This is a genomic window from Streptomyces abyssomicinicus, from assembly GCF_008974245.1.
In the GTDB taxonomy this organism is placed as follows: Bacteria; Actinomycetota; Actinomycetes; order Streptomycetales; family Streptomycetaceae; genus Streptomyces; species Streptomyces abyssomicinicus.
Genome location: NZ_BBZI01000005.1, coordinates 1,032,157 through 1,053,918 on the forward strand (window position 1 = coordinate 1,032,157; position 21,762 = coordinate 1,053,918).

Consider the following 21,762-nt stretch of genomic DNA (forward strand, 5'->3'; position numbering starts at 1 on the left):
GCTCCTCTCCCGAACCGTCCGGACCTGCCCCGCCTCAGCCCGTATCCGCCGCCTCGTGCCCCGCCCTGTGTAATGACGGTCCAAAAAGCTCGGTGCATGCGTTGACAGGGCACCGCGGGAGTCGCTGTGATGTTGTGGGAGCGCTCCCACCGCTCTGCCACCCCCTACACCGGAGGTCCCCGTGCGCACCGTTCTCCCACGATTACGCCACCGTCCCTGGACGGCGGCGTTCCTGGCGGCCTTCTCCGCCGTCGGCCTCCTCCTGTCCGCCCTCGTAGCGGCGCCCGCCAGCAGCGCCGCCGCAGCGGGCTGCCGGGTGGACTACACCGTGAACCAGTGGACGGGCGGATATACCGCCGCCATCAAGGTCACCAACCTTGGCGACGCCATCTCCGGCTGGCGCCTGGCCTGGAGCTACGCCGGTGACCAGAAGGTGACCTCCTCCTGGAACGCCACCGTCACCCAGAACGACCGGACCGTGACCGCCACCGGCTCCGGCTGGAACGCGAACCTGGGCACCGGCGCCTCCGCCGAGTTCGGGCTCCAGGGCAGCTACCAGTCCGCCAACCCCACGCCGACCGCCTTCACGCTCAACGGCGTGGCCTGCAACGGCGCCGTGACCCCGACCGATCCGGGCACGCCGACGACCCCGCCGCCCACCACGCCTCCGCCCACCACACCCCCGCCCACCACACCCCCGCCGGGCGGCGGATGCGGCGGCGCCAAGCTCTGTGACGGCTTCGAGACCCAGAGCGGCACCGCGCCCTCCGGGGACTGGAAGTTCGAGGCCCCCGACTGCCAGGGCACCGGCACGGTCGCCGTCGACAGCTCGGTCGCGCACGCCGGCAGCAAGTCGATCCGGGTCGACGGCAAGGCCGGCTACTGCAACCACGCCTTCCTCTCCTACACCAAGGACCTCTCCACGGTCGGCCCGCAGATGTACATCAAGATGTGGGTCCGCCACACCACCGCGCTGCCCGCCGCCCACGTCTCCTTCGTCTCCATGCCCGACAGTTCCCAGGGCGGCAAGACGCTGCGCATCGGCGGCCAGAACAGCGCCCTGCAGTGGAACCGCGAGATCGACGACGCCACCCTGCCCGCCCAGAGCCCGAACGGCGTCGCGCAGAGCAAGCCCCTGCCGACCGGCAGCTGGCAGTGCCTGAAGTTCAAGATCGACACCTCGAACGGCAACCTCGACACCTGGCTCAACGACCAGCAGGTCCCGGGTCTGCACGCCGACGGCGTCCCCACGGGTGACATCGACCAGCAGTGGCTGTCCCGCACCACCGCCCCGCGGCCCACCGGCCTGCGGCTCGGCTGGGAGAGCTACGGCGTCGGCGACGACACCCTGTGGTTCGACGACGTGGCCGTCAGCAGCTCCGACATCCCCTGCTGAGAGGCGCCGGCACGACACCTCACAGCTCCGGGCGGCGCAGCGGCACCGACCTGCGCCGCCCGGCCCCAGCCTCCCTCCGCCATCACTCTCCGTGCGCTCCCCGCTGCATGCCGCCCACCAGCGGATATGCAGGTGAAACCCACCCCCGATCCTTGGTATGGTTATCCACGTCGCCGAGGGGAACGCCCCGAACGCGGCGAAACACCTAGTCCGGGTGGCGGAATGGCAGACGCGCTAGCTTGAGGTGCTAGTGCCCTTTATCGGGCGTGGGGGTTCAAGTCCCCCCTCGGACACACACTCCAACGATACGCATGCGAGGGCCTCGACCTGACGGTCGCGGTCCTCGTCGCGTTTTCGTAGCGGACAGTGATGCCCAGGGCTTCGTAGAGAGCCGCTTTGGCCTCGGCTTCGGCGCTCTGTAGCCGCTGCGCCTGTGGGGCTCGGAAAGTCGTCGCTGCAGGTCAAGCCGCGTATCGGTACTGGTTGATGGCGCCGCCGAGGATTCGGGTGCGTAGGAGTTTGCCTTCGGGTTCGTGCGCGGCGACGGGTTGTTGGCCTGCGTCTGGCGGTACTTGGTTACGGGCCCGGTGGGGGCGGTGCTCGTTGTAGTGCTGCTCATACGCGGCCAGGACGTGCCGGGCGTGGGCCTCGTTCATGATGAGGACATGGTCGAGGGCCTCGCGCCGCATGGTGCCGATCACCCGTTCACAGTGGGCGTTCATCCGAGGAGCCCGCGGCCTGTTGTACCGCCCAGTCGCGGGTGGGGTTGGCGGTGACTCCGGTGATGTGCAGGCGTCGGGTGGCATGTTCGATGAACGCCATTGCGTACAGCCTGCGTCCGAGGGCGGTGTCGAGGTGAAAGAAGTCGGCGGCGATGATGCCCTGGGCCTGGTTGGTGAGGAACTCTTTCCAGGTCGGGCCGGTACGGCGCGGGGCTGGATCGATGCCGGCCGCGTGGAGAATCTCCCAAACTGTGGAGGCGGCGATGGGGTGCCCGAGTCGGACCAGCTCGCCCTGGATCCGCCGGTGACCCCACTGTGCGTTCTCGCGAGCGAGCTGGAGGATCAGCTTCTTGAGTGCTGCCTTGGTCGGCGGTCGTCCCGTGCGGGCGCGCCGGGCGCTGTAGTCCCACTTCGCGGCGATGAACCTGCGGTGCCATGCCAGCAGGGTCCCGGGCGTGACTGGGAAGACGTCGCGCCAGCGGTGCCGGGGTATCAGGCTGGAGAGTGAAGCCAGCCAGAACCGGTCTGCGGACTCGTAGCGAACTGCGCCGGCGATCTGACGGCGCAGCACCGCGTTCTCGTGGCGGAGCACGAGCAACTCTGCGTCCCTGGCGGTGTTGCGGCGGAGCAGCACACCGGGGACGGACAGCAGCCCGCGGGTCACCTTGTACAGCATCGAGAGGATCACGGCGGACATGCTCCCAGCCGAGAACGCTCTACGTCCTGACCTGCGGCGATGACTTTACGAGCCCCACAGGGAAAGCCGCCCGCGCCACCGCCACGGTCTGTTACGGGATCTCCGGCAGCCCCACCGGCCGCATCGACATGCCCTACCGCCTCCACGGCCGCACACGGCGAAGAAGCGACCTCAGAAACGATCACCGCGGACCGGCCCTCACCCCCGCAGCGAATTGCGCAGCAGAGTCCCCAGTCTTTAGGCGTGCCAGGTCACGGTCCGAGGTGCACGTACGCGGCCCACACCTCGACCATCTCAGGACGGTCGTGGCGCTGTTCCCACATCGCACGGTGCAGGGCGTATGCCGCATTGGAGGCTGCGGCTGGGGTTGCCCGGCCGCCCCCACCGGCCACCGGCTCGAGAAGCTCCCTGTAGAAGAGGGTGGCGATCCGTTTGGCCCGGATGGTCTGCAATGGCCACTGGGCGGCGACCACGTGCCGGAATCCGGCGAGCTGAAGGGCCCCTGCGAGGCTGACGGGTTCGTCGGTGTGGGCCCTCGGTGCCAGGTGGGTGTTGCAGGCCGACAGGTAGGCGAGTTCGGCGCGTTCGAGGCGCAGGTGGGCGATGTCCTTGATGCGGAGGGAGCCGCTGGTCTCGTGGTCCCACAGATAGAGGAGCCCGTCCGGTTCCTCGGGTTTCTGGTCACCGTGTCCGGCGAAGTGAAACCATCCGCCGGCCCGCAGCCGTTGGATGACGGCGTCCCGGGTGGCCTCCTCGTCGCACAGTGGGGGGAGGGCCCGTGGGAAGAGCTGGGATACCGCGTCGATCTCCTTGGTGACGTTGGTGAGCGGTTCCAGCCCTGGGTCGGAGGGCACCCTGCTTACCCCGACGAGGAGGACGGGGGACGTCGTCGCCGACACTCGATGCTTCTCGGCCTCGCGTGCCGCCTTGAGAGCGCGCAGCGTCGGTGTGTGACTGGAAACGAACCGGTTGGCGAGGCTATCCCGCGCCGGGCCATCCGGATCTCTCACGTCTGGGCCCTGCGTCGCCGCGTGCACCGGCAGGTGATTGAACACACCGGTGGGGCACCACCAGATGCGCGGAAGCGGATGTGCCACACCACCCGCCTCGCCCACCGGGTCCAGGGCACTCAGCACCGGCTCGGCCACCGTCACCCACAGCCAGTCAATGAGGTCCGTCAGGTACTCCCGCAGTTCGTGGAGCTCGCCCGTTTCGTCCTCCGCCGGATGCAGCATCTGGAGTAGCTTCCGCGTACGTAGCACAGCCTTGTCGTGCTGGAACAGACGCAGTGGTACAACCGTGAGGGAGCCGTCGCGGAGGACCAGCGCGTCGGACCGCAGCTCGCTGGAGTTGAGGACCACAACGGGACCGTGCTCGGCGGTGGCGACGAGGTCGTGGCAGGGCATGGGCTTGAGGAAGCCGTCCAGGCCGGGCAGTCGGCGCACCTGCTGGACCAAGTCGTCCCAGTCGTGCTGGCGCCGTCTGCGGAACATTCCCGCTCCGTCCCCGTCGCCTGCGCGAGGGTCGTGATCGTCTCGGATCAGGGCGAGCCGCGCTGCCAACGCGGGGTCTTGGACGTCGACGGCCTGAAGGTCGGACCGAAGGTCGAGGGCCTGTGAAAGCAGTTGGCCGCGACCATGTTCGAGGAATTCCAAAGCCTGCTCCGGAGCCCCGGCGTTGAGGGCGATGGCCGCCAGGTCGGAGACGGACTGCGAGGTGTTGCCGAGCACGCGCAGCTTGTCGTCGAAGGCCAGGCCGCCCCAGGCAAGCTGCGGCAGTACGGCGATCGCCTCGACACACGCGTCCAGGGCTGCCGACCAGTCTCCTTGCCCGCCGCGGAGCGAAGCTGCGCTCAAGGCTGCGTGCCACCTGCTGAGAGGAGGGCTCAAGGTATGCCGGGCGGCCCGCAGAAGAAGGTCCCAGGCCTCGTCGGCCTCCTCGGGCGTCGGATGCTCGGTGTCGGCCAGGTCGCGGGCCAGGAGCAGTGCATGATCTGCCCAGACCGGGTCGTCCTCGTGCAGCGCGTCCATGGCCTGCCGCTGCACGGTCAGTTCTCGTTCCCTGTTCCGATCACCGGCGAGCAGCCCGAGTGACTTCAGAGCCTGGCCGTACTGGGCTCGGGCGGTCGCCCAGAGGCGATGACTGGAGGGCAGGAACCGCAGCGCCGTTTCAAGCACCACGACGGCTCGCTCCAGGTCCCGGCTGGCGAGACCTCGGGCAGCGCCTTCCTCCATCTCGGCATGGTGCTCCCCCCGGGCCACCAGAAACGCACCGAGGTCGGCCAACAGAAGCGGGTACTGAGGGGTCCGGACGTAAGTCTCACCGGTTTCCGAGGCTTCCTCGAGCGCGGCATCGACGGTCTCGACTGCCTGGTCGAGCAGTTCGGAGTGCCCCTCGAGCCGCCAGCAGGCGTACTGGGCCAGGGCCAGGTTGCGTTGGGCGAGCCGACGAATGCGGCTGTCCGTCTGTGCGAGGGCGACGGCCATTCTCAGTTGCGCGATGGCTGAGCGCAGCTGGCTGCCGTCCTGCCGAGCCTCGCCTGCCTCCCGCTGCACGGTTCCGAGGTTGTGGTGCAGAGTGGCCTGGTCGTACAGCGGAAGGCTCTCGCTGTCGAGGGCGTCGCGCAGGAGCCGCTCGGCGGCGGCCACGTCTCTGTGGGGTCCCGGCGCGGCGAGTGCCACGGCATGGTTGGAGACGCGGTTCGCCCACAGGGGTGCCGCGCCCGGGTAACGCGCCAGCTCGACGCGCTCGACACCCTCGCGGGTGCGCTGCAGCGCCAGCTCGTAGTCCTCCCGGCAGTCGTCCCTTTCGTAGCGCAGCAGGAGAAGGTGACCGAGCTCGGAACGCAGGACGGGACCTTCTCGCTGCACGTCGCGCGCCGGGCACAGTGCCAACGCCTGTTCCGCGTGGCTGATCGCGGCCGTCAGATGCTCAAAATGCCCCTCCGCCTCGTAGAGCGCCTTGCGGAGACTGCAGACCCCAGAGTGGGCTTCCCAGGCGTGCTCGGTGCCGTGCAGAGCGGAGAGGGCCTGCTCGTACAGGTCGGCGGTCTCCCGCAACGAGGCGATACCGGGGTGCCGCGCGAACTGTTGGCGGGCCTCGGCCAGCACCAGTACGTGCAGTGCGTGGTCCACCGAACCGGCTTCGGCTTGCGTCGAGGCCAGGCTCTCTTCGGCAAGGCGGAGTGCCGCCTCCTGGTCTGCCACGGCGAGCTGAGTGTCCCGGGACATCAGCACCGACAGCACGGTCAGGGCACGCTTCAGATCGGAGCGCTGCTTCACCTGCTCGGTGGGGCAGAGATGCAACGCTGTCTCCAGGTCCTGGCGTGCGCCCGCGGCATCCTTCTCCTGTCCGAGGAGCCGGTAGCGGGTGAGCCGGACGTCGCCCCGGCGCATGATCAGGGCCTGTGAATCCCCCGGCTGTTCACCGAACGCACTGATGCCGCAGGAAATCAGGGCCAGGGCCTCCTGACACCGCACGTCGTCGTATGTGCTCTGGTAGAGCTTGCGCAGGAAACGGCTGCGGAGGTCGAGGCACCGGAACCAGGTCTCGAGCTCCGGTTCCGAAGCGGGGACGAGGGGGCCGCCGAACGCCTGCCGGGCCTGCTTGAGCAACTGGTCGCACCTGTTCCTGTCGCCCTGCACGGCGGCAAGTTGGGCTGCGGTGAGGAATGCAGAGGCGCGCAGGCCAGGCGCCCATGGCTGATGGCCGAGCACGGCGGACAGCGACCGGTGGCACTCCTCGGCCAGACGTGCGTCGGTCATGTCGCTGGTCGCGCCGAACCGCAGAACATGGACCTGCATGATTGCCAAACAGATTTCCGCCCACCTGTGTACCTCGTGCGCCGGCGTACTCACCACATTCTTGTTCCACAGGTCCAGCGCCACCCGGAGGTGGTGCGGATCTCCTCCGATCAGCCAGAGGTTCCGGTGACAGCCCGCCACCTGATCCACAAGATCGCGGTATTGAGCATGCAACTCGGAGATGCCCTGCAGCGCTTCCTCGTAGAGGCTCGTCGCCTTCTCGAGAGAGGATTTGTCGCTGGTGTCCGCCAACCACTTCTGCCATGCCGCGTAGGCCCGCCGACCCAGGTCGGTCCCGTCGAGCGAACCCTTGGGGACACGCGTCAGGATGCCCGTAATGCGCTCGAATGTACTCAGACCACGCCCGTGATTCATCGTTCCGTGTCCCCCTGTTCCTGCCTGCGGACCGCTGTGCCTTCGGTGAATGTCCTAGCCTGTGCGGGAGTTCGGAGCGTAGCAAGGAGGAACGTATGCAAGCCGGTTTGACCGCTCTGCGCGATGACGCTGAGGAGGTTCTGGAGGCTGTCGCAGCTAGCCGACTCACGCCGGCCCAGTGGCAGCAGGCGGAGGCCGCGATGGCCACGATGGCCCGCCTGCTGGACGAGGGCGACTGGGCCGGAGTCCGTCGCGAACTCCACCGGCTGGAGGACCTGGTGGCGGTTCAGCGTGCGCCGAGGAGGCTGCCCGGCACGACCAGCGCCCCGGAGACGCTCCTCGAACGGCGGGCACTGCTCCAGGACAAGCTGGGCAGCGGGGAGCAGCCGGAGGAGGAGCAAGCCCAGGAGAGCGATGAGCAGTGATCCGCGCTTCGCACGCGAGGCCCTGCAGCTGCACTACTTCTTCGCTGTCCAGCGGCTCGGAGGCCGCGGAAACGGCGGCCCGCTGCTCTCGCTGCTGTGGGAGAGCTGCGCTCAGGCGGGCATGAACGCCACACCGCAGCCCGGCGGAGACCTCTCCCTCCCCCTCGACCTGGCCGAAGGTCCCGGATTCCTCTCCCTCCGGCAGCGCACCGACCCCGCCGGCACGAGGCAGGCCATGCTGTACCGCCTGCACGACACCATCGGACTGACCGTCATGCTGGCGGCCGACGAGGGCCCGGGCCGCACCGCCGCAGAGAGCGCACAGGTGCTGCACGCTCTCGGCCAGTCATGGGATCGATCCCGGTCACGGGCTGCCGCAACCCTCGGGCAGGACGGCTCGGGCGACCTGTCGTTGCTCGGTACGGTCCGCGTGCACCGGTCACTCATCCGCCCCGGTACGGCCGCGCTGCCGGCCGAATTCGCCTTGGCCGGCGAGGCGCTCCGGCAGGAGCTCTCACCAGCATCCCGTCTCTCCCGTCCCGTGGAGACGGAGAACGGGATCGCCCTGTGGGAAATCATCGAACCGGGCGCAGGCTTCCACACCGACCGCGTGCTGCTCCTCACCACAGAATCCACCGACGAGCAGGAAGGCCAGCTGGACGACTGGTCCTGGTCAGCTGCCCATGACGGCCTGGTACCGCTGACCCGTTACCTCATCAACGCCACCCTCATACGTGACCAGTACCGGGTACGCGCCGAAAACGGCGCACGCCTGAACGACCGGCTGCGCCGTCTACGACAGCACGGTGAGGAACTGACCCGGGACTGGCAGCGGTTGACGGCAGATACGGCGACCCGCCCGCACACCAGCCGACGTGACCTGGCGCGCTGGGAGAGCATTGCCACACAGGCCCAGGCGGTCCTCGCCGAGGAGCGGCTGGCGGGCGCGACCACCACCGACCTGCGCGCCATGGCCCGCACCGTCGAAATTGCGGCGGCCAAGATGCGTGCGCTGGGTACGGACGCGGATGGGCGGCCGAGAACGCTGGACTCGGACGAGGAGTTCCGCACGCGACTGCCCGAGGTGCTCGACGACGACCTGACCTACCTGGCGATTGCCAGGGAACAGGTCACCGAGGCCGCTCGGGTCGCCACCGAGTCCTCTGCCCAGCGCCTGCAGAGCCACCAGCAGTACCTCACCCTGATCCAGACCACAGTGATCGGCGCCCTGCTGATGACGCTCACCGCCGTCCAGGCCCTGGAGTACAAACTGCCCCTGCCGGGCCGACTGCACGCCCCGCTGATTGCGCTACTGGGTTCCCTCGGCCTCGGCCTTCCTCTGATGGTCCTCCGCCGCTGGCGCGCCGGCACCGGGGGGCGCATGAGCGGCACGCTGGAACTCGTCTCCCTCACCGCCATTGGCGCGGCCGCTGGATGGCTCGCTGGCAGCATCACCGGCCACACGACGGTCGGCGTTCTGACCGGCACGGTTCTCCTCGTCGCCGCGGGCCTCTGGCTGACACGCAGACCGGGTCATTGAGCGTCTTCAGCGTTGACGCTCAGGGTGAGGACGGCAGCGGCGATGACGGTCATGCGGTTGGGGCGGCAGCGAGCTCTGCGGAAGATGCGCCAGGACTTCAGTCTCGCGACGCTTCGTTCGACCAGTGCTCGTGCCGCTGACAGGGCCCGGTTGATCGTCCGCTGGGTCGCGGTGAGGTCGTGGGTGCGTCCGGGCAGTGCGGTCGAAATCCACAGCAGCTTGTCCGCAGGATCGGCGATGACCTGCACGTTCACGCCGTGGCGGCGGTGCCTCTGGGAGAAGTCGGCCCGGCTGTCACCGACCCGGTCGCACTCGGCGAGCGTGCCGTCGAGCAGGACGTGATCGGGATCCGTTCCCGCAGGACTTGTAGCAGTCCGGGCGCTCGCCGGGACAAGTGGTCGACGACGGTGGTGACGTAGGCGTGCCCTCGGGGAACGAGCACGGCCTTCAGAGCTCGTAACACGATCTTGTTGAATGGCCCTGGTCACAGTGACCGGTGCGATGATTCGGCCGTTCGGGATGGTGTGAGTACCCGGTCGTGGATCGTGGACGATGACCTGTGGCGCTGATCGAGCCGCTGCTGCCGCCCTGGCCCGAGAAGGCTCCCGGCCCGCGTCCTGTGCTGGACCGGTTGTATCTGCGGGGCATTTTGTACGTGCTGCACAACGACATCGCCTGGCAACTGCTGCCGTTGGAGCTGGGGTTCGGTTCGGGTCAGACCTGCTGGCGGCGGCTGGAGCGGTGGCAGCAGGCCGGGGTCTTCGACCGACTGCACCGGATCCTGCTTGCCGAGCTGAACGCGGCCGGCAGCTGGACTGGTCCAGGGCGTGCGTGGACGGTTCCCATGTCCGCGCGAAAAAAGGGGGAGCCGACACCGGCCCGTCGCTGGTTGCCCGGCGGAAGGCGGGCAACCAGCACCATCTGATCTGCGACGGACGCGGTACCCCGTTCAAGGTCAACGCCACCGTGGCCAACGTCAATGGCGTCACCCAGACTCTCGCCCTGGTCGACGGCATCCCGCCTGTCGCCGGCCAGCCGGCCCGACCGCGACGACATCCTGATGCCCTGCTCGGCGACAAGGGCTACGACTCCGACCCCAACCGCCGCGAACTGTGCAAGCGCCGGATCCTGCCGATGATCTCCCGCAGGGGCGCCCCGGACTTCGAGGGCCTGGCCAGCTCCGTTACGTCGTCGAGCAGGCCTTCGCCCTCCTACACCAGTTCAAACGCCTCGCCGTCCGCAGGGAACGCCGTACCGACCACGACGCCTTCATCTCCCTCACCTGCGGCCTCATCTGCTGGAGACGCTTCAAGAAGGCCCGTACATGATCGTGTTACGAGCTCTGAAATCCTCACTGGCCGCCGCGATGACCGTCCGTACCATCGCTCGCCTGCGGGGGCAAGCGCAAGTCGTGTGTGTGACGTGGGTGTTTGAGTTTCTGATGCTCTGTCAGTAGCGTTCGCCGGGAGTTAACCACTCGGCTGAGACTGTAGGAGGATGAGCGGAATGAGTGCGATGTCGGGGGGCCCTGGGACTGGAACTCCTCCGTCACCTACAGGAGGGTCGTCGCGGCGCGTCCGCTCGTGGATCGGTACCCACAAGAGCGGGCTAGGGTGGCTGGTTGCTCTTGTCTTGGTTCCATTGAGTATTCCCTTTATCGAGAAGGCCATTGGTGGCTCTAGTGATGAGAAGCCTGTATCGGTAGCATCGCCAACCTCTGTGGTCCCATCGAACAATGGTGGATCGTCGGGCGCTGAAGATGCTCAGCCGTCGGCTCCTGTGCAAGCGTCAGCGTCTCCTTCCTCCGTAACGTACGAGTTGATTTACGAAGGACAGGAAATGCAGCTTGGGCTTCCTGAGTTCCCGAAGTATGGCACTCTTGATTTTGATGCGCCTGCTGTGCGAATTGTGGGTGAAGAGCAGTTTGATGAACTGGTTGAAGGGGCCGAGAAGACGGGGCAGCCTATCGCTGCTGATTTGAGTTATTTCAATGATCTTTGGGGGTACTTGAGGGTTCGAGATGGGCGTAATGTGGCTCAAATTGAAAGTGCCCCAACCTCGCCGGAGGAATGCGCTCTAAGTGCGAACCTAGGGGGGTTTACCTCTGCGAAGATGTCTGAGTGGCCGCTTAAGCTACACGATCGATTCTGCTTCCTGACGGATCAGGGGAACGTCGCCAGTGCGGAGATCACCGAATTTATTGGTGGCGAAAAAGATTCTTATACGGGTCCTCCGAGTCAGATTGAGTTCACTGCCACTCTGTGGAAGCGCTCCTAGTTTGGGCCGCCCGATTCAACGTTCTTCGCAACAAAAATTCCCCTTGGATAGAGTGTCGTGCGGCGGTAGTCGAGCCAGGTGCGGGGGCCGTCGCAGCGGCAGGCGCGGGCCTTGCCCAGCTCGACGGCCTTTTTCTTGCGGGGGGGGGGCTGGTCCCTTGACCTCGAGCCCGTAGTGCTTCGAAACGGCTTCACTGGCTGTGACCTGGGGTTTCTGTGAGCGGTCAGGTTGCTCGCCGGTACTCGTTGATGAGTCAGGCCACGGCTTGTCGGCGTCGGATGCGGGCTTCGGGGAAGGAGTAACATGCCCGAATTACACCGCGCGCCAACGGACTGCATGATGATGTGAGTCCGTAGTGCATCCGCCTGGCGCCTCCGCGCTGGGCCACCATCCTGGAGCCGCGCTGATGAAGTGATCTGCGTTAAGATGACCGGCCGTCGGATCGGTTGAGGTCGAAGGGGGCGGAAGTGGCGGGAGGAGCGGGGCAGTCGAGTTCAACGTCGGAGGGGGACGCGAGCGCAGGGACTCCGGCTGCGCCATCACAGGGACCTCGGTCCGGAAGGTCGGCTCGGCGCCGAGCACTCGACTGGTTTCACAGCTTGAGTGAGACCGGGAAGGTGACAATTCTGGCGGCTTTTGTCGTCGGAGTGGTCGGTCTAATTGGGAGTATCTCGAGCTCCCTCATCACTGCGGCGCTCTCGAATGATGGAGACTCAAAAGGATCAGGGTCCGAACCTTCCGTGAGTCAAAGCCCAATTCCGACTCAGAACGTCGATGAGAGCAAAGACGCCAAGCCTTCGGGAAGCCAGCAGGCGGTCACTCCCACGGCTCCGTCTAACAGCGCCATCGACTCCGGCAGCGGTGACACGGGGGCCTCTGGCTCCGCGACGGACCGAGGTTTGGACTCGGCGGGTGAAAGCCAACCCGCCTCGCCTCGGTCATCATGCGCCCAGGCGAGTAAGCCAGCGAAGGTACGGGGTGCGGCTTACGCAAGCCCCTGCATCACGATCGAATTGAACGGGACGGTCAGTATCTCCAGCTCGTTCAAGTCGGAGTACGCACGCGAGTACACGCTCTGGGTATGGCTCACGGACGAGGGTGGTCAGCCCGTACGCGACACCGTGAAGTCATGCACCGTAGTGTTCTCGCAAGTTGGCCAGACAGAGCATTGCGAACGCGGCGACATTACGCCGCCGCACGCAGGGAAGTGGGGGGCGGCGGTAGACATCTTCACGGATAGAGTGAACGAGCCGCCCATCTGGGGCACGCAATACGTTGGAGCGGGGAGTGGCTCCGTGGAGTGGCAGCCCTGACCCAAGGCCCAGCGTGATGCGCGCTTCGTTGCGCGGGACGGCCTCGTGCGAGGGCTGCGGAGTAGGGCGGGTGAACAGCGAAGGAGCGACCGTTCATGTGCGGAGTCCGCTCTGTAACGCTGTAGGTGCCGAGAACCACGTCCATCCAGGTCACGCGGCATGTTGGTACTCATGGAGAAGGCCGCCGAGTCGGTCGCGTCTGCGGACGTCGAGGTGGACGAGTGCATCGGATTCGAGCGGTTTCGGGAGTGGGTGTAGGGGAGCGGCGCCTGCGAGGGCCCGGTGGGGGCGGTGCTGGTTGTAGAACTCCTCGTACTCGCGCAGGGCGTGCACGAGGTGGGCGTGGTTCCAGATGAGCGTGCGGTCGAGGAGTTCGCTCCTGCAGGATCGGATCCATCTCTCCATGAGCGCGTTCATCCGGGGCATCCTCACCCCGGTTTGCACGACCTCGATGCCCTCGCCGGCGAGCACGGCGTCGAATCCTGCCGGGTAGCGTACGTCGCGGTCTCGGACCAGGTATGTGATCTCTGCTCCGGCGTCCTTGAGGTCCATGACGAGATTCCGGGCGACCTGAGTGACCCAGGCTGCGGAGGGCTGAGCGGTGACCCCGAGGATGCGGATGCGTCGGGTGGCGTGTTCGATCACTGCCAGCACGGTCAGGTTCGTGCCGGAGAGGGTCTTGGTTTCGAAGAAGTCGGCGGCCAGGGTGGCTTCGGCTTGGGAGCGGAGGAAGGCGGCCCAGGTGGTGTGCTGCCGGTCTGGTGCGGGTGGGATGCCGTGTTCCTTGAGAATGCTCCATACGGTGGAGGCGGCGACCGTGATGCCGAGGGCGCGAGTTCGCCGTGTATGCGCCTGTAGCCCCAGTCGGGGTTTTCCCGTGCGAGGCGTAGGACCAGGGCGCGGATGGAGCGGATGGTGCGGGGGCGTCCCGGGCGCTTCGGGAAGCCCTGGCATGTCGGCGGCGGAGGAGTTCGCGGTGCCAGCGCAGCAGGGTGTCGGGGGGAGACGATCAGGCGGAGCTGGCGACCGGTGGACGGGAGTGAAGGTGTGGTCGCCTGCGCGCCGTGTCCGAATCCGTGGGAGGCGATGCGTCCATCAGTGGCCCGGGGGACTACCGCCGGAAGCCGAGTTTCAGCATCGATGTCGGTGCCGGATGGAACGATCCTGGCATGACCGACGAGACGTTCGACTGGCCATCGTTCCTGAAACGCTGGCAGGAGGAGTGGGATCCCGACCCGGAGCGCAGTGAGCCCTCCGTGCTTGGCCGGCCGGCCGCAGCCGAGGAGACGATCGCGGCGGCGGAGCGGCGGCTGGGGATGCGGCTGCCGCCGTCGTATCGGGGGTTCCTGGCCGCGAGCGACGGGTGGTGGGTGGGAGCCATTGCGTCCGTGTACCGGCTCGGCGGTGTCCAGGACGTTGATCGGCACGACGATCCGTACGGTCTCGCCGAGGTGTACGAGGAGTGCCTGGACGACGACCCCACGGACGAGGAGGTGCTGCTCGCCGGCATGTGGCGGCGGGCGTTGCGCCTGGAGACGGAGGGCGACGACGGCTGTCACGCTCTCCTCGACCCGGGGGACACGGGCCCGGACGGGGAGTGGGCGTTGTACGTGTACCAGGGGTGGGGCGGGGAGCACCCGGTGCGGTACCCGTCGTTCAGGGCGTACATGGAGGCGATGTACCGGGCGTTCCATGCGCGGAGCGCAGGCAGCGGACGGCCGTTCGTGAACGCGACGACCCGGGAGCAGGACGCACGGGTGGACCGGGCCCGGGAGGCAGCGTTGTGCGGCCGTTGGGAAGAGGCGGAGCAACTGCTGGCGCAGGCCGCGGAGTTCGGTCGTCCGGGCGCACGCGGCATGCTCGACCAGATCCGGCATCTGCAAGGACGGCCGTACCTGGCCGGATTCCACGGGCTGCTGGACGACCCCCGGTACAGCGCCGACCTGGTGCCCGCGCTGGTGGCGGCGGAGAACGGGATGCGGGGCCGGCCGAGTGACATCACGCGGAGGATGCTCGCCGCGCGGGTGCCGGGCGCGGAGGCGTCGGTGCTGGATCCGATGACGGACGGAACCTACCGGTACCTGCCGCCCGGCGCCTTCGGCGAGGCAGTGACCCTGGCGAGGGAGCTGGCCCGTTGGGGTGACATCGACGCGGCGTGGCGGATGCTGCTGGCTGCGCTCCCTGCGTGGGTGCAGCCCGGTCCCGAACTGATCGCCCCGGTGGGGCTGCTGGGCGATCCCTTGCTCGGCTCCTTGATCACCCCGGAGCGGGGGCTGGAGTTGCTGGCCACACCCCGGGCGGGCGGATCCGGTCCCGCGCCGGACCTCGCTGGGGACCTGGACCCTCCGGGACTGACCTGGCTCACCGAGTCGTCGCCCGGCTGGCAGGCACCGACCGGGTACCGGTGCGTATGGGTGGAGGGCGTGGAGCCGGCCGGCCTGCCGGAGCTGATCGGTGAGGAGGGAGCCGAAATGGGCGACCTGGTCGACGCGGGACGGATCCGTCTCGTGCGCCGGCGAGACGAGGAAGCGCAGCCCTGGGAGGATCGGGCGAGGGCAGCCGTCGGCCGGGGCGGTGAGGGCTGGGCGTTCGCCTTCGAGCCGCACCCGCCCTCGGGCCCGCACGAGCGGTACGTGTCGCCCGCGGTGGAGGCCTCCCACGGTTCGCGGGCGGTCGTCGTGTGGAGCACTCCCACCCGCTACCCGGGAGGAAGCCCCGCCGTCTTCCACCTGTCGGTCGCCGAGGATGGCGTGGAACAGTACGCGTTCACCGTGCGCGGCACGGAGATCGAGCTCTCCGGCGTGGCCCCCGAGACTCTCGACCCGGACCGCCTGTTCACTCCCGGCGAGCAGGATGGCTCCAGTCACGGGCAAACGGGCGAACGTCGCGCCTTGGCCGCGATCAGCGGCGAGTTCGGACTCCACCTTCCCCGCTTCGCGTTGACCCGGGGCCGGGTTCACACCCTCACCACCCGCTCGTGGGCCCGCGAGCCCCGGAAGGGGGAGGCGTACGCGTACATCGTCTTCGGCCGGACCAGGCCGTCGTGACTGCCGGGCGTTGTGGGCGCGGAGAACCGCGTCCGACCAGGTCACGCAGCATGTTGGTGCGCGCGGAGAATGCCGCCGCGACGGTCGCGTCTGCGGACGTCGAGGTGGACGAGTGGGTCGGGTTCGCAGCGCCGGGAAGGGGCTCAGCAGAGCGGCGCCTGTGACGGCTCGTTGGGGGCGGTGCTGATTGCAGAACTTCGCGTACGTGCGCAGGCGTCCGGCCCGGCCGGAGGTGGGTCACCGCACTGCGGAACTGGATGCCCATGGGTTGAGGTCGAGCCGTCCCTGTGCGACCACGAGCGTATCGTTGGCGGGCGACTCACCTCGGACACACAATTGCCCCACGGGGCACGGTTTTTGGGCAGGGGCGATCGGCACCCGCATCGGCTCCCGGCCGGGGCGGGTGTTCTGCGTTTCCGGTCCCTTCCTGGCGCTCTCTCCCTTCCCCGGTGTCTTGCCGGCCTCGCGGTTCGTCAGTCGATGGTGATCCTTTCTGCTCGGGGTGTGTCCGCGGTCAGGGTCCTGGCCGCGGGGTCGTAGACCAGGGTGATTTCCTGGTCGCGGAGGTGGGCGATGGCCTGCTCGAGCGTGGGCGGCGACGCCGGCCCGAGGCACGGACTTTCGTGCCTGACCGTTCCGATACGGCCGGTGAGGCGCAGGTGCAGGGCGGGCAGGCGGGGGAGGACCTGGTCCTCGCGGATGTAGGCGTTCGGTGTGCGATCAGGGTCTGGACGAGTGCTGCTGGTGTGTCCGTGGCGGCACCGGTAGCCGGGGTGCTGGTGAGCCCAGTGTGATTCCATGCGGCGTCCGCAGATGCCGCAGCACAGCAGACCGGCCAGCAGGTAGGTCCGGCCCGGTGTGGGCTGCGGGCGGGTGCGGATCTGCTGGACGGCGATGAAGTCTGCCTCGCTGACGAGCGCGGGGTGTGCGGGGCGGGTGGAGATGATCCAGTCGCCTGGGGTGTTCCACCGGGTGACGTCCCGGTGGCCGAGTGAGGTCGTGGTCGGTGCGCTGGCGGTTCCAGACCTGGCGTCCGGTGTAGCGGGGGTTGGCGAGTATGGCCCTCACCGAGTGCAGCACCCACCGCCGTCCAGTCCGGTGAGGGTTGCGGGCCGCGTCCGCGGCGGCCGGGCAGGGAATGCTCGCGTCGTTGAGTGCCCGGGTGATGCGGGCCATGTGCTGTGCCCGACCAGCCGCTGGGCGAAAATCCACGACACGACAGGACCGCACTCGGGGTGCACCGCCAAGGCCTGCGCGCACACGCCGCGGCGGGCGAGAGCCCGGTTCGGGTGCGGGCCGGCGTCCAACAGCCGGTAACCGTAGGGCGGGCGGCCGCCGAGGTAGCGGCCCTGGCTCCCGGGCCTGAACGGTCATCGCCGCCCGGGTGCGGATCCTGGCGCGGGCGATCTCCCGCTTGGACAGGATGCCCAGGAGGATCATCAATTCCTCCTGTCCGGCCACCTTGGGATCGACGGCACCGCCCAGTTCCGGCACCCACACCTCGACCCCGTAATGCTCGAAGAGAGGAGCCATGGACGCGAACTGGTTGCCGTAGAAGGCCCGCTCACTCGAGCCGATCACCACCGCGTCGAACTCCCGCTCCGGATCCGCCAACGTCACCAACAACGCGGAAGCCTCGGGACGGCGCGCCCAGGAGACGGTGCGGCTGCGGCCGACGTCGAAGTATTCCGCGACTATCCGCCCGTGTCCGGACACCAGCGCCTGGGCACCCATCAGCTGCCACGCTCTTGAGGTTGCCGGGTCCTGGTGGTCCTCCGTGGACATCCGACCGTAGAACGCGAACCGAAGACTGCCTGACGAGAGGCCCGACAACGCGGAACTGGAGGCCTCGCAAGCCCAATTGGACAGCAGCCCGAGGGGAGGCGGAGATCCGGAGGCTGTCCCGACTGCATCCTGTGCCATGACGGGAACCTCCCCGGGCACCCTTTGCCTTTCCTGCGAGTTGCCCTGCCGGGCAACTGATTGCACCCGGACATCGAATAGTTGACCCGAACGAGTGAAGATCGGTCGCCGACCGTGAGGCGGTTCTCCTCTGCCCCGCCATCGGCAGGGCTGAACTGTCGCTTTGCGAACGTGGGACGCCTGTCCTTCCCCGCACCTGAGAAATCCGCTCGCAGAGGTCGGAGGCCGATGCCAGGATGCCCCAGTGAGTACCAGGCCGTGCCCGACTTCCGACAGCTACGAGCGACTCGTCGCCGGCCTGTACGGACGAACCGTCGTCTCGGCCGACTACTTCGTACTCATGGGCGGCGAGGAAGGCACCGACCCTGACGAGTGGGACCACGGCGCCTGGCACGAGCCCACCATGGGCGTGGAGCTGACCTTGGACGACGGCGACACCTACTCAGCGGTGTGGGGCAGTACGTTCGACCACTACGGACTCGAGCTCTATCTGGCGCCCATGAGCGACTTCCTCTCCCACGTTGACAAGCCGGGCGGGTCGGCGCGCGTCACTGTCGCGGAGCACTCCCGGTGGGCCGGCATCGTCACCGCTCCGATCGAGTACTGCCGCATCCAATGGGGCGGCCAGGAACATGGAGCTCGGGTGCCGGTGCCGGAAGCCATCCACATACGGACCGCCACCGGCCAGGTGTGGATCGCCGCCGGCCGCCCGGCCACGTATGAATCTGACGGACCGTTCCACCTGGGCACCGACGACGTACTCGTCATCTTCGACACGGATGTCGCTGAGCAGGCCGGTCTCAGAATCTGATCAAGACCCCAGAACGGTCTCGCGCGTCCGGATCCGAGCTGGCGGGCCAGGTGGCAGCGTGCTCAAGCGCGTCGCTTGGGATCGGCTGTGACCCAGCCGCCGAACTTGGCATCGGCGCGTCATGCCCGTTGAGAGAGACACCCGACAAGGCGTGGAAGTCGGCCGGCCATCAGCGCGGCGTCGTCGAAGTCCTCGCCCATATCCTCCTCGGCTCTGCCTGCGTCGGCGTCCGGCTGGAGTCCGTTCAGCGCTTCATAGAAGGCGTCCTCGTCCCCGGCAATCCGTTCGTAGGCTCGGGAGGCCACGTAGTTGACCTCCTCGTAGAAGAGCTGCTCAGGACGGTCCAGGCTGTCGTCCTGAGCGTGCTCAACCACCAGAGGGTGGTCGGCCAGGGAGTCCGGCGCCGCGACGACCCGCTCGTACCACTCGCGGCCCAGGGAAATCACACCCGCGCGGAAGTCCATGAAGCTGTCGTCCGAGCAGCCGCCTCCGATGAGGTACGCCGCCGCCCACACGTCCCAGCGGTACAAGGCATCATGCAGTTCGTCGAACCGCAACTGAAACTCCAGGATCTCCCCTGGCGGTCGCCCTGCCAGCTCCCGCACGAGAATTTCGTCGAACGCGTCCTCGGCTCGGTCCGCCTCCGCTCGGACGGCTTCGACGATGCTCCAAAACGTGGCGATGTCCATGTCGACGCACTGTGCCACGGGGTTACGACAACGCTCACGCGGACGGAGAACGGCTGACGCCGGATCTGTTGTGGCACCATCTCGGCCATGACCGAGCGTGATGATGGCGTGGACTGGTCAGCGCTCTTCCATGCCGAAGGTTCTGCCGCGGACACACCGCTTCACCTGCGGGCGCTCGCCGGCGATGACGCCAGGGCTCATGTCGAGGGATACTCGCACCTCTGGTCGCTGGTGCGTGGCCTCGACGGCCGGGCCTGGCCCGCGACGGCGCCCGCCGCTCGCCTGGTCCTGGGGCTTCTGGACGATCTGTCGTTGTGGCCCGACGATCCGACGATGCATGACGCGCTACTCATCTGGCTCCACCGGTTCGGTGCCCTTGCGGACCTCGGCGACCGGGCATCCGTGATCCGGGCCCGTGTGGCCGACCGGTGGACGGGAGCTACGGGAATGGGCCACCGCATACTTGTCGGTCGATTCCGACGCCGTCGTACAAACCTGCATGTGGAAGGACGGCACAGGGCTTGGCCCACTCGTCCTCGAACAGGCGACCCTCGCCTGCTTCGACGCGGTACCCGAGATCCTGGTGCGCACGCTGCCGCACCTCGACTCACCACGTGCCCACCGTAGGGCCTGTGCGGCGGCAGCCCTCGGGACACTGGCCCGGCACCCCTCCCTGTCCCCGCAACGCCCGGCGCTGGCGATCCGGCTGGTCTCAACTGCCGGGTCGGCCGGGTCGCCTTGGGAACTCGCGACGATCCTGATCGCGACCGGCCAACTCCAGGGAGACACCCGCCCCTGGCTCACCCATGCAAATATGGGCGTCCGGAGCTGCGCGGCGCTGGCGCCCGAACTCGTCATCGGAGGAGGGGGTGATCTTGATCGAAGCGCCGTCCTCGGTGTCTGCTTGTCTCCGGATTGGTCGGAGCGGAAGGGGACGGGTATGCCGCTGGAATCCCGGCTCGAGGACCTGATCGAGGCCGATCCGGCGATCCTGGGGAAACCTCTGCTGCTGGTTGGCCGCCAGGTGCCGACGCCGTACGGCAAGGTAATCGACCTCCTTGGCATCGATGCCGAGGGTAGCCTGCACGTGGTGGAGCTCAAACGGGATCCCACGCCTCGGGACGTGGTGGCGCAGGTCCTCGACTACGGCTCGTGGGTGCAGGAGCTGACCAACGAGCAGATACGCGAGATTTACGGCACGTACGCCCGCCGGAAAGGCCTTGCGGAGGAGTTGGACGAGGCGTTCGCGCTCACCTTCGGTGGCAGCCCGCCGGAGGCATTGAACTCCACCCACTCCCTGACCGTCGTCGCGAGTGAGATCGATGCCGCGACGGAGCGGATTGTCGCTTACCTGGCATCCGGATTTGGGGTGCCGGTCAATGTCTTGTTCTTCCGGTACTTCGAGGACGAAGGACGTTCCTACCTGGCACGTACCTGGCTGATAGACGATGCCGATGCCGCGGTGCCGTCCGCTGGGACGAAGGTCCGCGGCAAGCAGGAGCTGTGGAACGGGACGGACTGGTACGTGTCGTTCGGTGACGAGACTGGTGGCCGCAGCTGGGAGGACGCACTGCGCTACGGGTTCGTGTCCGCCGGTGGCGGGGAGTGGTTCTCCCGCACGATTCGGTCTCTGCCGCTGGGTGCGCGCGTGTTCACCCACATTCCCAAGGTGGGATACGTGGGCGTCGGCACCGTCACCGGAGAGCCGCAGCCGTTCGACGAGGCCGTCCTCGCGGTTGACGGCGAGGAGCGGCCGATGTCCGACCTCCCTCTGGCGGGTGTTTACCGATCCGGCGGCGAGGTCGCGCAGCAGGACGGGGAGGACCGCCGGGAGTGGATCGTGCCGGTCATGTGGGAACACGCCGTGCCCCGGACGGAGGCGTTGTGGCGCACGGGTTTCTTCGCCAACCAGAACTCCGCCTGCAAGCTCCGCGCTCGCTTCACCATTGAGGAGGTCTCCCGGCACTTCGGTGTCGTCGAAGATCCCGGCGACGCCTGAGGAACCAGGACAACCGCGGACCTTGCCCTCCCGGGCCAGCATCGCCCGCCGCCCGGCCCCGTGGACCGGTGGACGGGAGTGAAGGCACGGTCGCCCGTCCGACGGTCCCGGCTCCGGAATCAGTCCTCCGGCGGCGGATCCAGGATGACGTCGGAGACATCCCAGCCACCTTTGACGGCCGGTCCGTTCTGACCCATCGTGCAGGCGGCCGCCGATGTCGAGTCCGTGGGCGTCCACGCGCCGTACACCCGCACCGGCGGTTTGTCGTTGGAGACCCAGCAGTCGACCCAGACCCGGAAGAATCCGGTGCCGCCCGTGCAGGTTACGACGAAGTTGTAGAAGGACTGGTAGCGCTCGGGGGCGCACTTGTTCGGCAGTGCCTGTGCGGTGCTCGCACCGACGCCGACGAGGGTGAGCGCGGCCATGGTGGCCGCGGTGAGTAAGGCGGAGATGCTTCTGCGCATGCGGGGCTCCTTCGTGGGGGTGCTGCCGCCCGGACGGACGGCGGAGCTGAGGGCGCTGTGCTGCAGTGTCGCAGGGGGAGATGCAGCGGACAACGGGGCGTAACGTGGCCCGCGTGCTCTGCCGCTGAACCGCCGTTTCCTCGTCCTGTACGTGTCGCTGTGGGACAGGAACAGCCCCCCGCACGACGGCGGCGGGCTCGCGGTGACCTCGTAGAGGTCGGTCGAAAATCACGTCCGCCGAGGCCGCGCCGCATGCCGATGCTCACGGTGAATGCCGTCGA

12 protein-coding genes, 1 tRNA gene and 4 pseudogenes are annotated in these 21,762 nt (G+C 67.8%); 9 read left to right on the top strand and 8 right to left on the bottom strand.

Annotated features, from left to right (window positions below):
• Window positions 1–181 precede the first annotated feature (181 nt).
• Window positions 182–1,396 carry a cellulose-binding domain-containing protein gene (locus GBN72_RS04200; RefSeq protein WP_151770241.1) on the top strand — a complete coding sequence of 405 codons (1,215 nt, stop codon included), beginning with the start codon at window positions 182–184 and terminating at the stop codon, window positions 1,394–1,396.
• Between the two features lie 208 nt (window positions 1,397–1,604).
• Window positions 1,605–1,689 (top strand) — tRNA-Leu (locus GBN72_RS04205).
• Window positions 1,690–1,857: 168 nt separating this feature from the next.
• On the opposite strand, the pseudogene GBN72_RS04210 reads toward GBN72_RS04205, so the two are convergent.
• A pseudogene (locus GBN72_RS04210) lies at window positions 1,858–2,806 on the bottom strand (integrase core domain-containing protein).
• A gap of 260 nt (window positions 2,807–3,066) precedes the next feature.
• Window positions 3,067–6,993: a CHAT domain-containing tetratricopeptide repeat protein gene (locus GBN72_RS04215; protein WP_151770242.1), complete on the bottom strand. Its 3,927-nt coding sequence runs from the start codon at window positions 6,991–6,993 to the stop codon at window positions 3,067–3,069.
• Between the two features lie 95 nt (window positions 6,994–7,088).
• Here GBN72_RS04215 and GBN72_RS04220 point away from each other — a divergent pair, with 95 nt between their 5' ends.
• Both GBN72_RS04220 and GBN72_RS04225 read left to right on the top strand, forming a co-directional pair.
• A complete protein-coding gene (locus GBN72_RS04220; protein WP_246212240.1) occupies window positions 7,089–7,418 on the top strand; it encodes a CATRA system-associated protein in 330 nt (109 codons plus the stop codon).
• Window positions 7,408–8,958 (top strand): CATRA conflict system CASPASE/TPR repeat-associated protein, encoded by a 1,551-nt coding sequence (locus GBN72_RS04225; RefSeq protein WP_151770243.1) that lies wholly within the window; start codon window positions 7,408–7,410, stop codon window positions 8,956–8,958. Before GBN72_RS04220 ends, GBN72_RS04225 begins: the two co-directional genes overlap by 11 nt.
• Here GBN72_RS04225 and GBN72_RS04230 read toward each other — a convergent pair.
• A pseudogene (locus tag GBN72_RS04230) lies at window positions 8,952–9,382 on the bottom strand (transposase family protein); the annotation flags it as partial. The gene GBN72_RS04225 and the pseudogene GBN72_RS04230 sit on opposite strands and share 7 nt — an antisense overlap.
• Window positions 9,383–9,482: 100 nt before the next feature.
• Between GBN72_RS04230 and GBN72_RS04235 the strand changes: the two are divergent.
• Window positions 9,483–10,286, top strand: a pseudogene (locus GBN72_RS04235) (IS5 family transposase).
• 511 nt (window positions 10,287–10,797) lie between these two features.
• Entirely contained in the window at window positions 10,798–11,235 is a 438-nt protein-coding gene (locus GBN72_RS04240; protein ID WP_218042017.1) for a hypothetical protein, read from the top strand.
• A 1,463-nt stretch (window positions 11,236–12,698) separates the two neighbouring features.
• Here the strand turns inward: GBN72_RS04240 and GBN72_RS04245 are convergent.
• Window positions 12,699–13,561: pseudogene (locus tag GBN72_RS04245) on the bottom strand (integrase core domain-containing protein).
• 156 nt (window positions 13,562–13,717) lie between these two features.
• Here GBN72_RS04245 and GBN72_RS04250 point away from each other — a divergent pair.
• Complete coding sequence (locus GBN72_RS04250) at window positions 13,718–15,595, top strand: SMI1/KNR4 family protein (protein ID WP_151770245.1); 1,878 nt, start codon at window positions 13,718–13,720, stop codon at window positions 15,593–15,595.
• Window positions 15,596–16,068: 473 nt separating this feature from the next.
• On the opposite strand, the gene GBN72_RS35025 is transcribed toward GBN72_RS04250, so the two are convergent.
• Entirely contained in the window at window positions 16,069–16,395 is a 327-nt protein-coding gene (locus tag GBN72_RS35025; protein ID WP_246212241.1) for a hypothetical protein, read from the bottom strand.
• Window positions 16,316–17,518: a recombinase family protein gene (locus tag GBN72_RS04255; protein WP_369695871.1), complete on the bottom strand. Its 1,203-nt coding sequence runs from the start codon at window positions 17,516–17,518 to the stop codon at window positions 16,316–16,318. Before GBN72_RS04255 ends, GBN72_RS35025 begins: the two co-directional genes overlap by 80 nt.
• Window positions 17,519–17,762: 244 nt before the next feature.
• Here GBN72_RS04255 and GBN72_RS04260 point away from each other — a divergent pair, with 244 nt between their 5' ends.
• Window positions 17,763–18,329: a hypothetical protein gene (locus GBN72_RS04260; RefSeq protein ID WP_151770246.1), complete on the top strand. Its 567-nt coding sequence runs from the start codon at window positions 17,763–17,765 to the stop codon at window positions 18,327–18,329.
• Between the two features lie 119 nt (window positions 18,330–18,448).
• On the opposite strand, the gene GBN72_RS04265 is transcribed toward GBN72_RS04260, so the two are convergent.
• Complete coding sequence (locus tag GBN72_RS04265) at window positions 18,449–19,018, bottom strand: DUF4240 domain-containing protein (protein WP_151770247.1); 570 nt, start codon at window positions 19,016–19,018, stop codon at window positions 18,449–18,451.
• A gap of 463 nt (window positions 19,019–19,481) precedes the next feature.
• On the opposite strand from GBN72_RS04265, the gene GBN72_RS04270 reads away from it, so the two are divergent.
• A complete protein-coding gene (locus GBN72_RS04270; RefSeq protein ID WP_246212243.1) occupies window positions 19,482–21,017 on the top strand; it encodes an endonuclease NucS domain-containing protein in 1,536 nt (511 codons plus the stop codon).
• 119 nt (window positions 21,018–21,136) lie between these two features.
• On the opposite strand, the gene GBN72_RS04275 is transcribed toward GBN72_RS04270, so the two are convergent.
• Window positions 21,137–21,481: a hypothetical protein gene (locus tag GBN72_RS04275; RefSeq protein ID WP_151770248.1), complete on the bottom strand. Its 345-nt coding sequence runs from the start codon at window positions 21,479–21,481 to the stop codon at window positions 21,137–21,139.
• Between the last annotated feature and the right edge of the window lie 281 nt (window positions 21,482–21,762).

Excerpts from the sequence above, each read along its gene's own strand:
- GBN72_RS04265 (WP_151770247.1), bottom strand. The coding sequence starts at position 19,018 with ATGGACATCGCCACGTTTTGGAGCATCGTCGAAGCCGTCCGAGCGGAG.
- GBN72_RS04250 (WP_151770245.1), top strand. The coding sequence starts at position 13,718 with ATGACCGACGAGACGTTCGACTGGCCATCGTTCCTGAAACGCTGGCAG.
- GBN72_RS04220 (WP_246212240.1), top strand. The coding sequence starts at position 7,089 with ATGCAAGCCGGTTTGACCGCTCTGCGCGATGACGCTGAGGAGGTTCTG.
- GBN72_RS35025 (WP_246212241.1), bottom strand. The coding sequence starts at position 16,395 with ATGGAATCACACTGGGCTCACCAGCACCCCGGCTACCGGTGCCGCCAC.
- GBN72_RS04225 (WP_151770243.1), top strand. The coding sequence starts at position 7,408 with ATGAGCAGTGATCCGCGCTTCGCACGCGAGGCCCTGCAGCTGCACTAC.
- GBN72_RS04215 (WP_151770242.1), bottom strand. The coding sequence starts at position 6,993 with ATGAATCACGGGCGTGGTCTGAGTACATTCGAGCGCATTACGGGCATC.
- GBN72_RS04240 (WP_218042017.1), top strand. The coding sequence starts at position 10,798 with ATGCAGCTTGGGCTTCCTGAGTTCCCGAAGTATGGCACTCTTGATTTT.
- GBN72_RS04275 (WP_151770248.1), bottom strand. The coding sequence starts at position 21,481 with ATGCGCAGAAGCATCTCCGCCTTACTCACCGCGGCCACCATGGCCGCG.
- GBN72_RS04255 (WP_369695871.1), bottom strand. The coding sequence starts at position 17,518 with ATGGCACAGGATGCAGTCGGGACAGCCTCCGGATCTCCGCCTCCCCTC.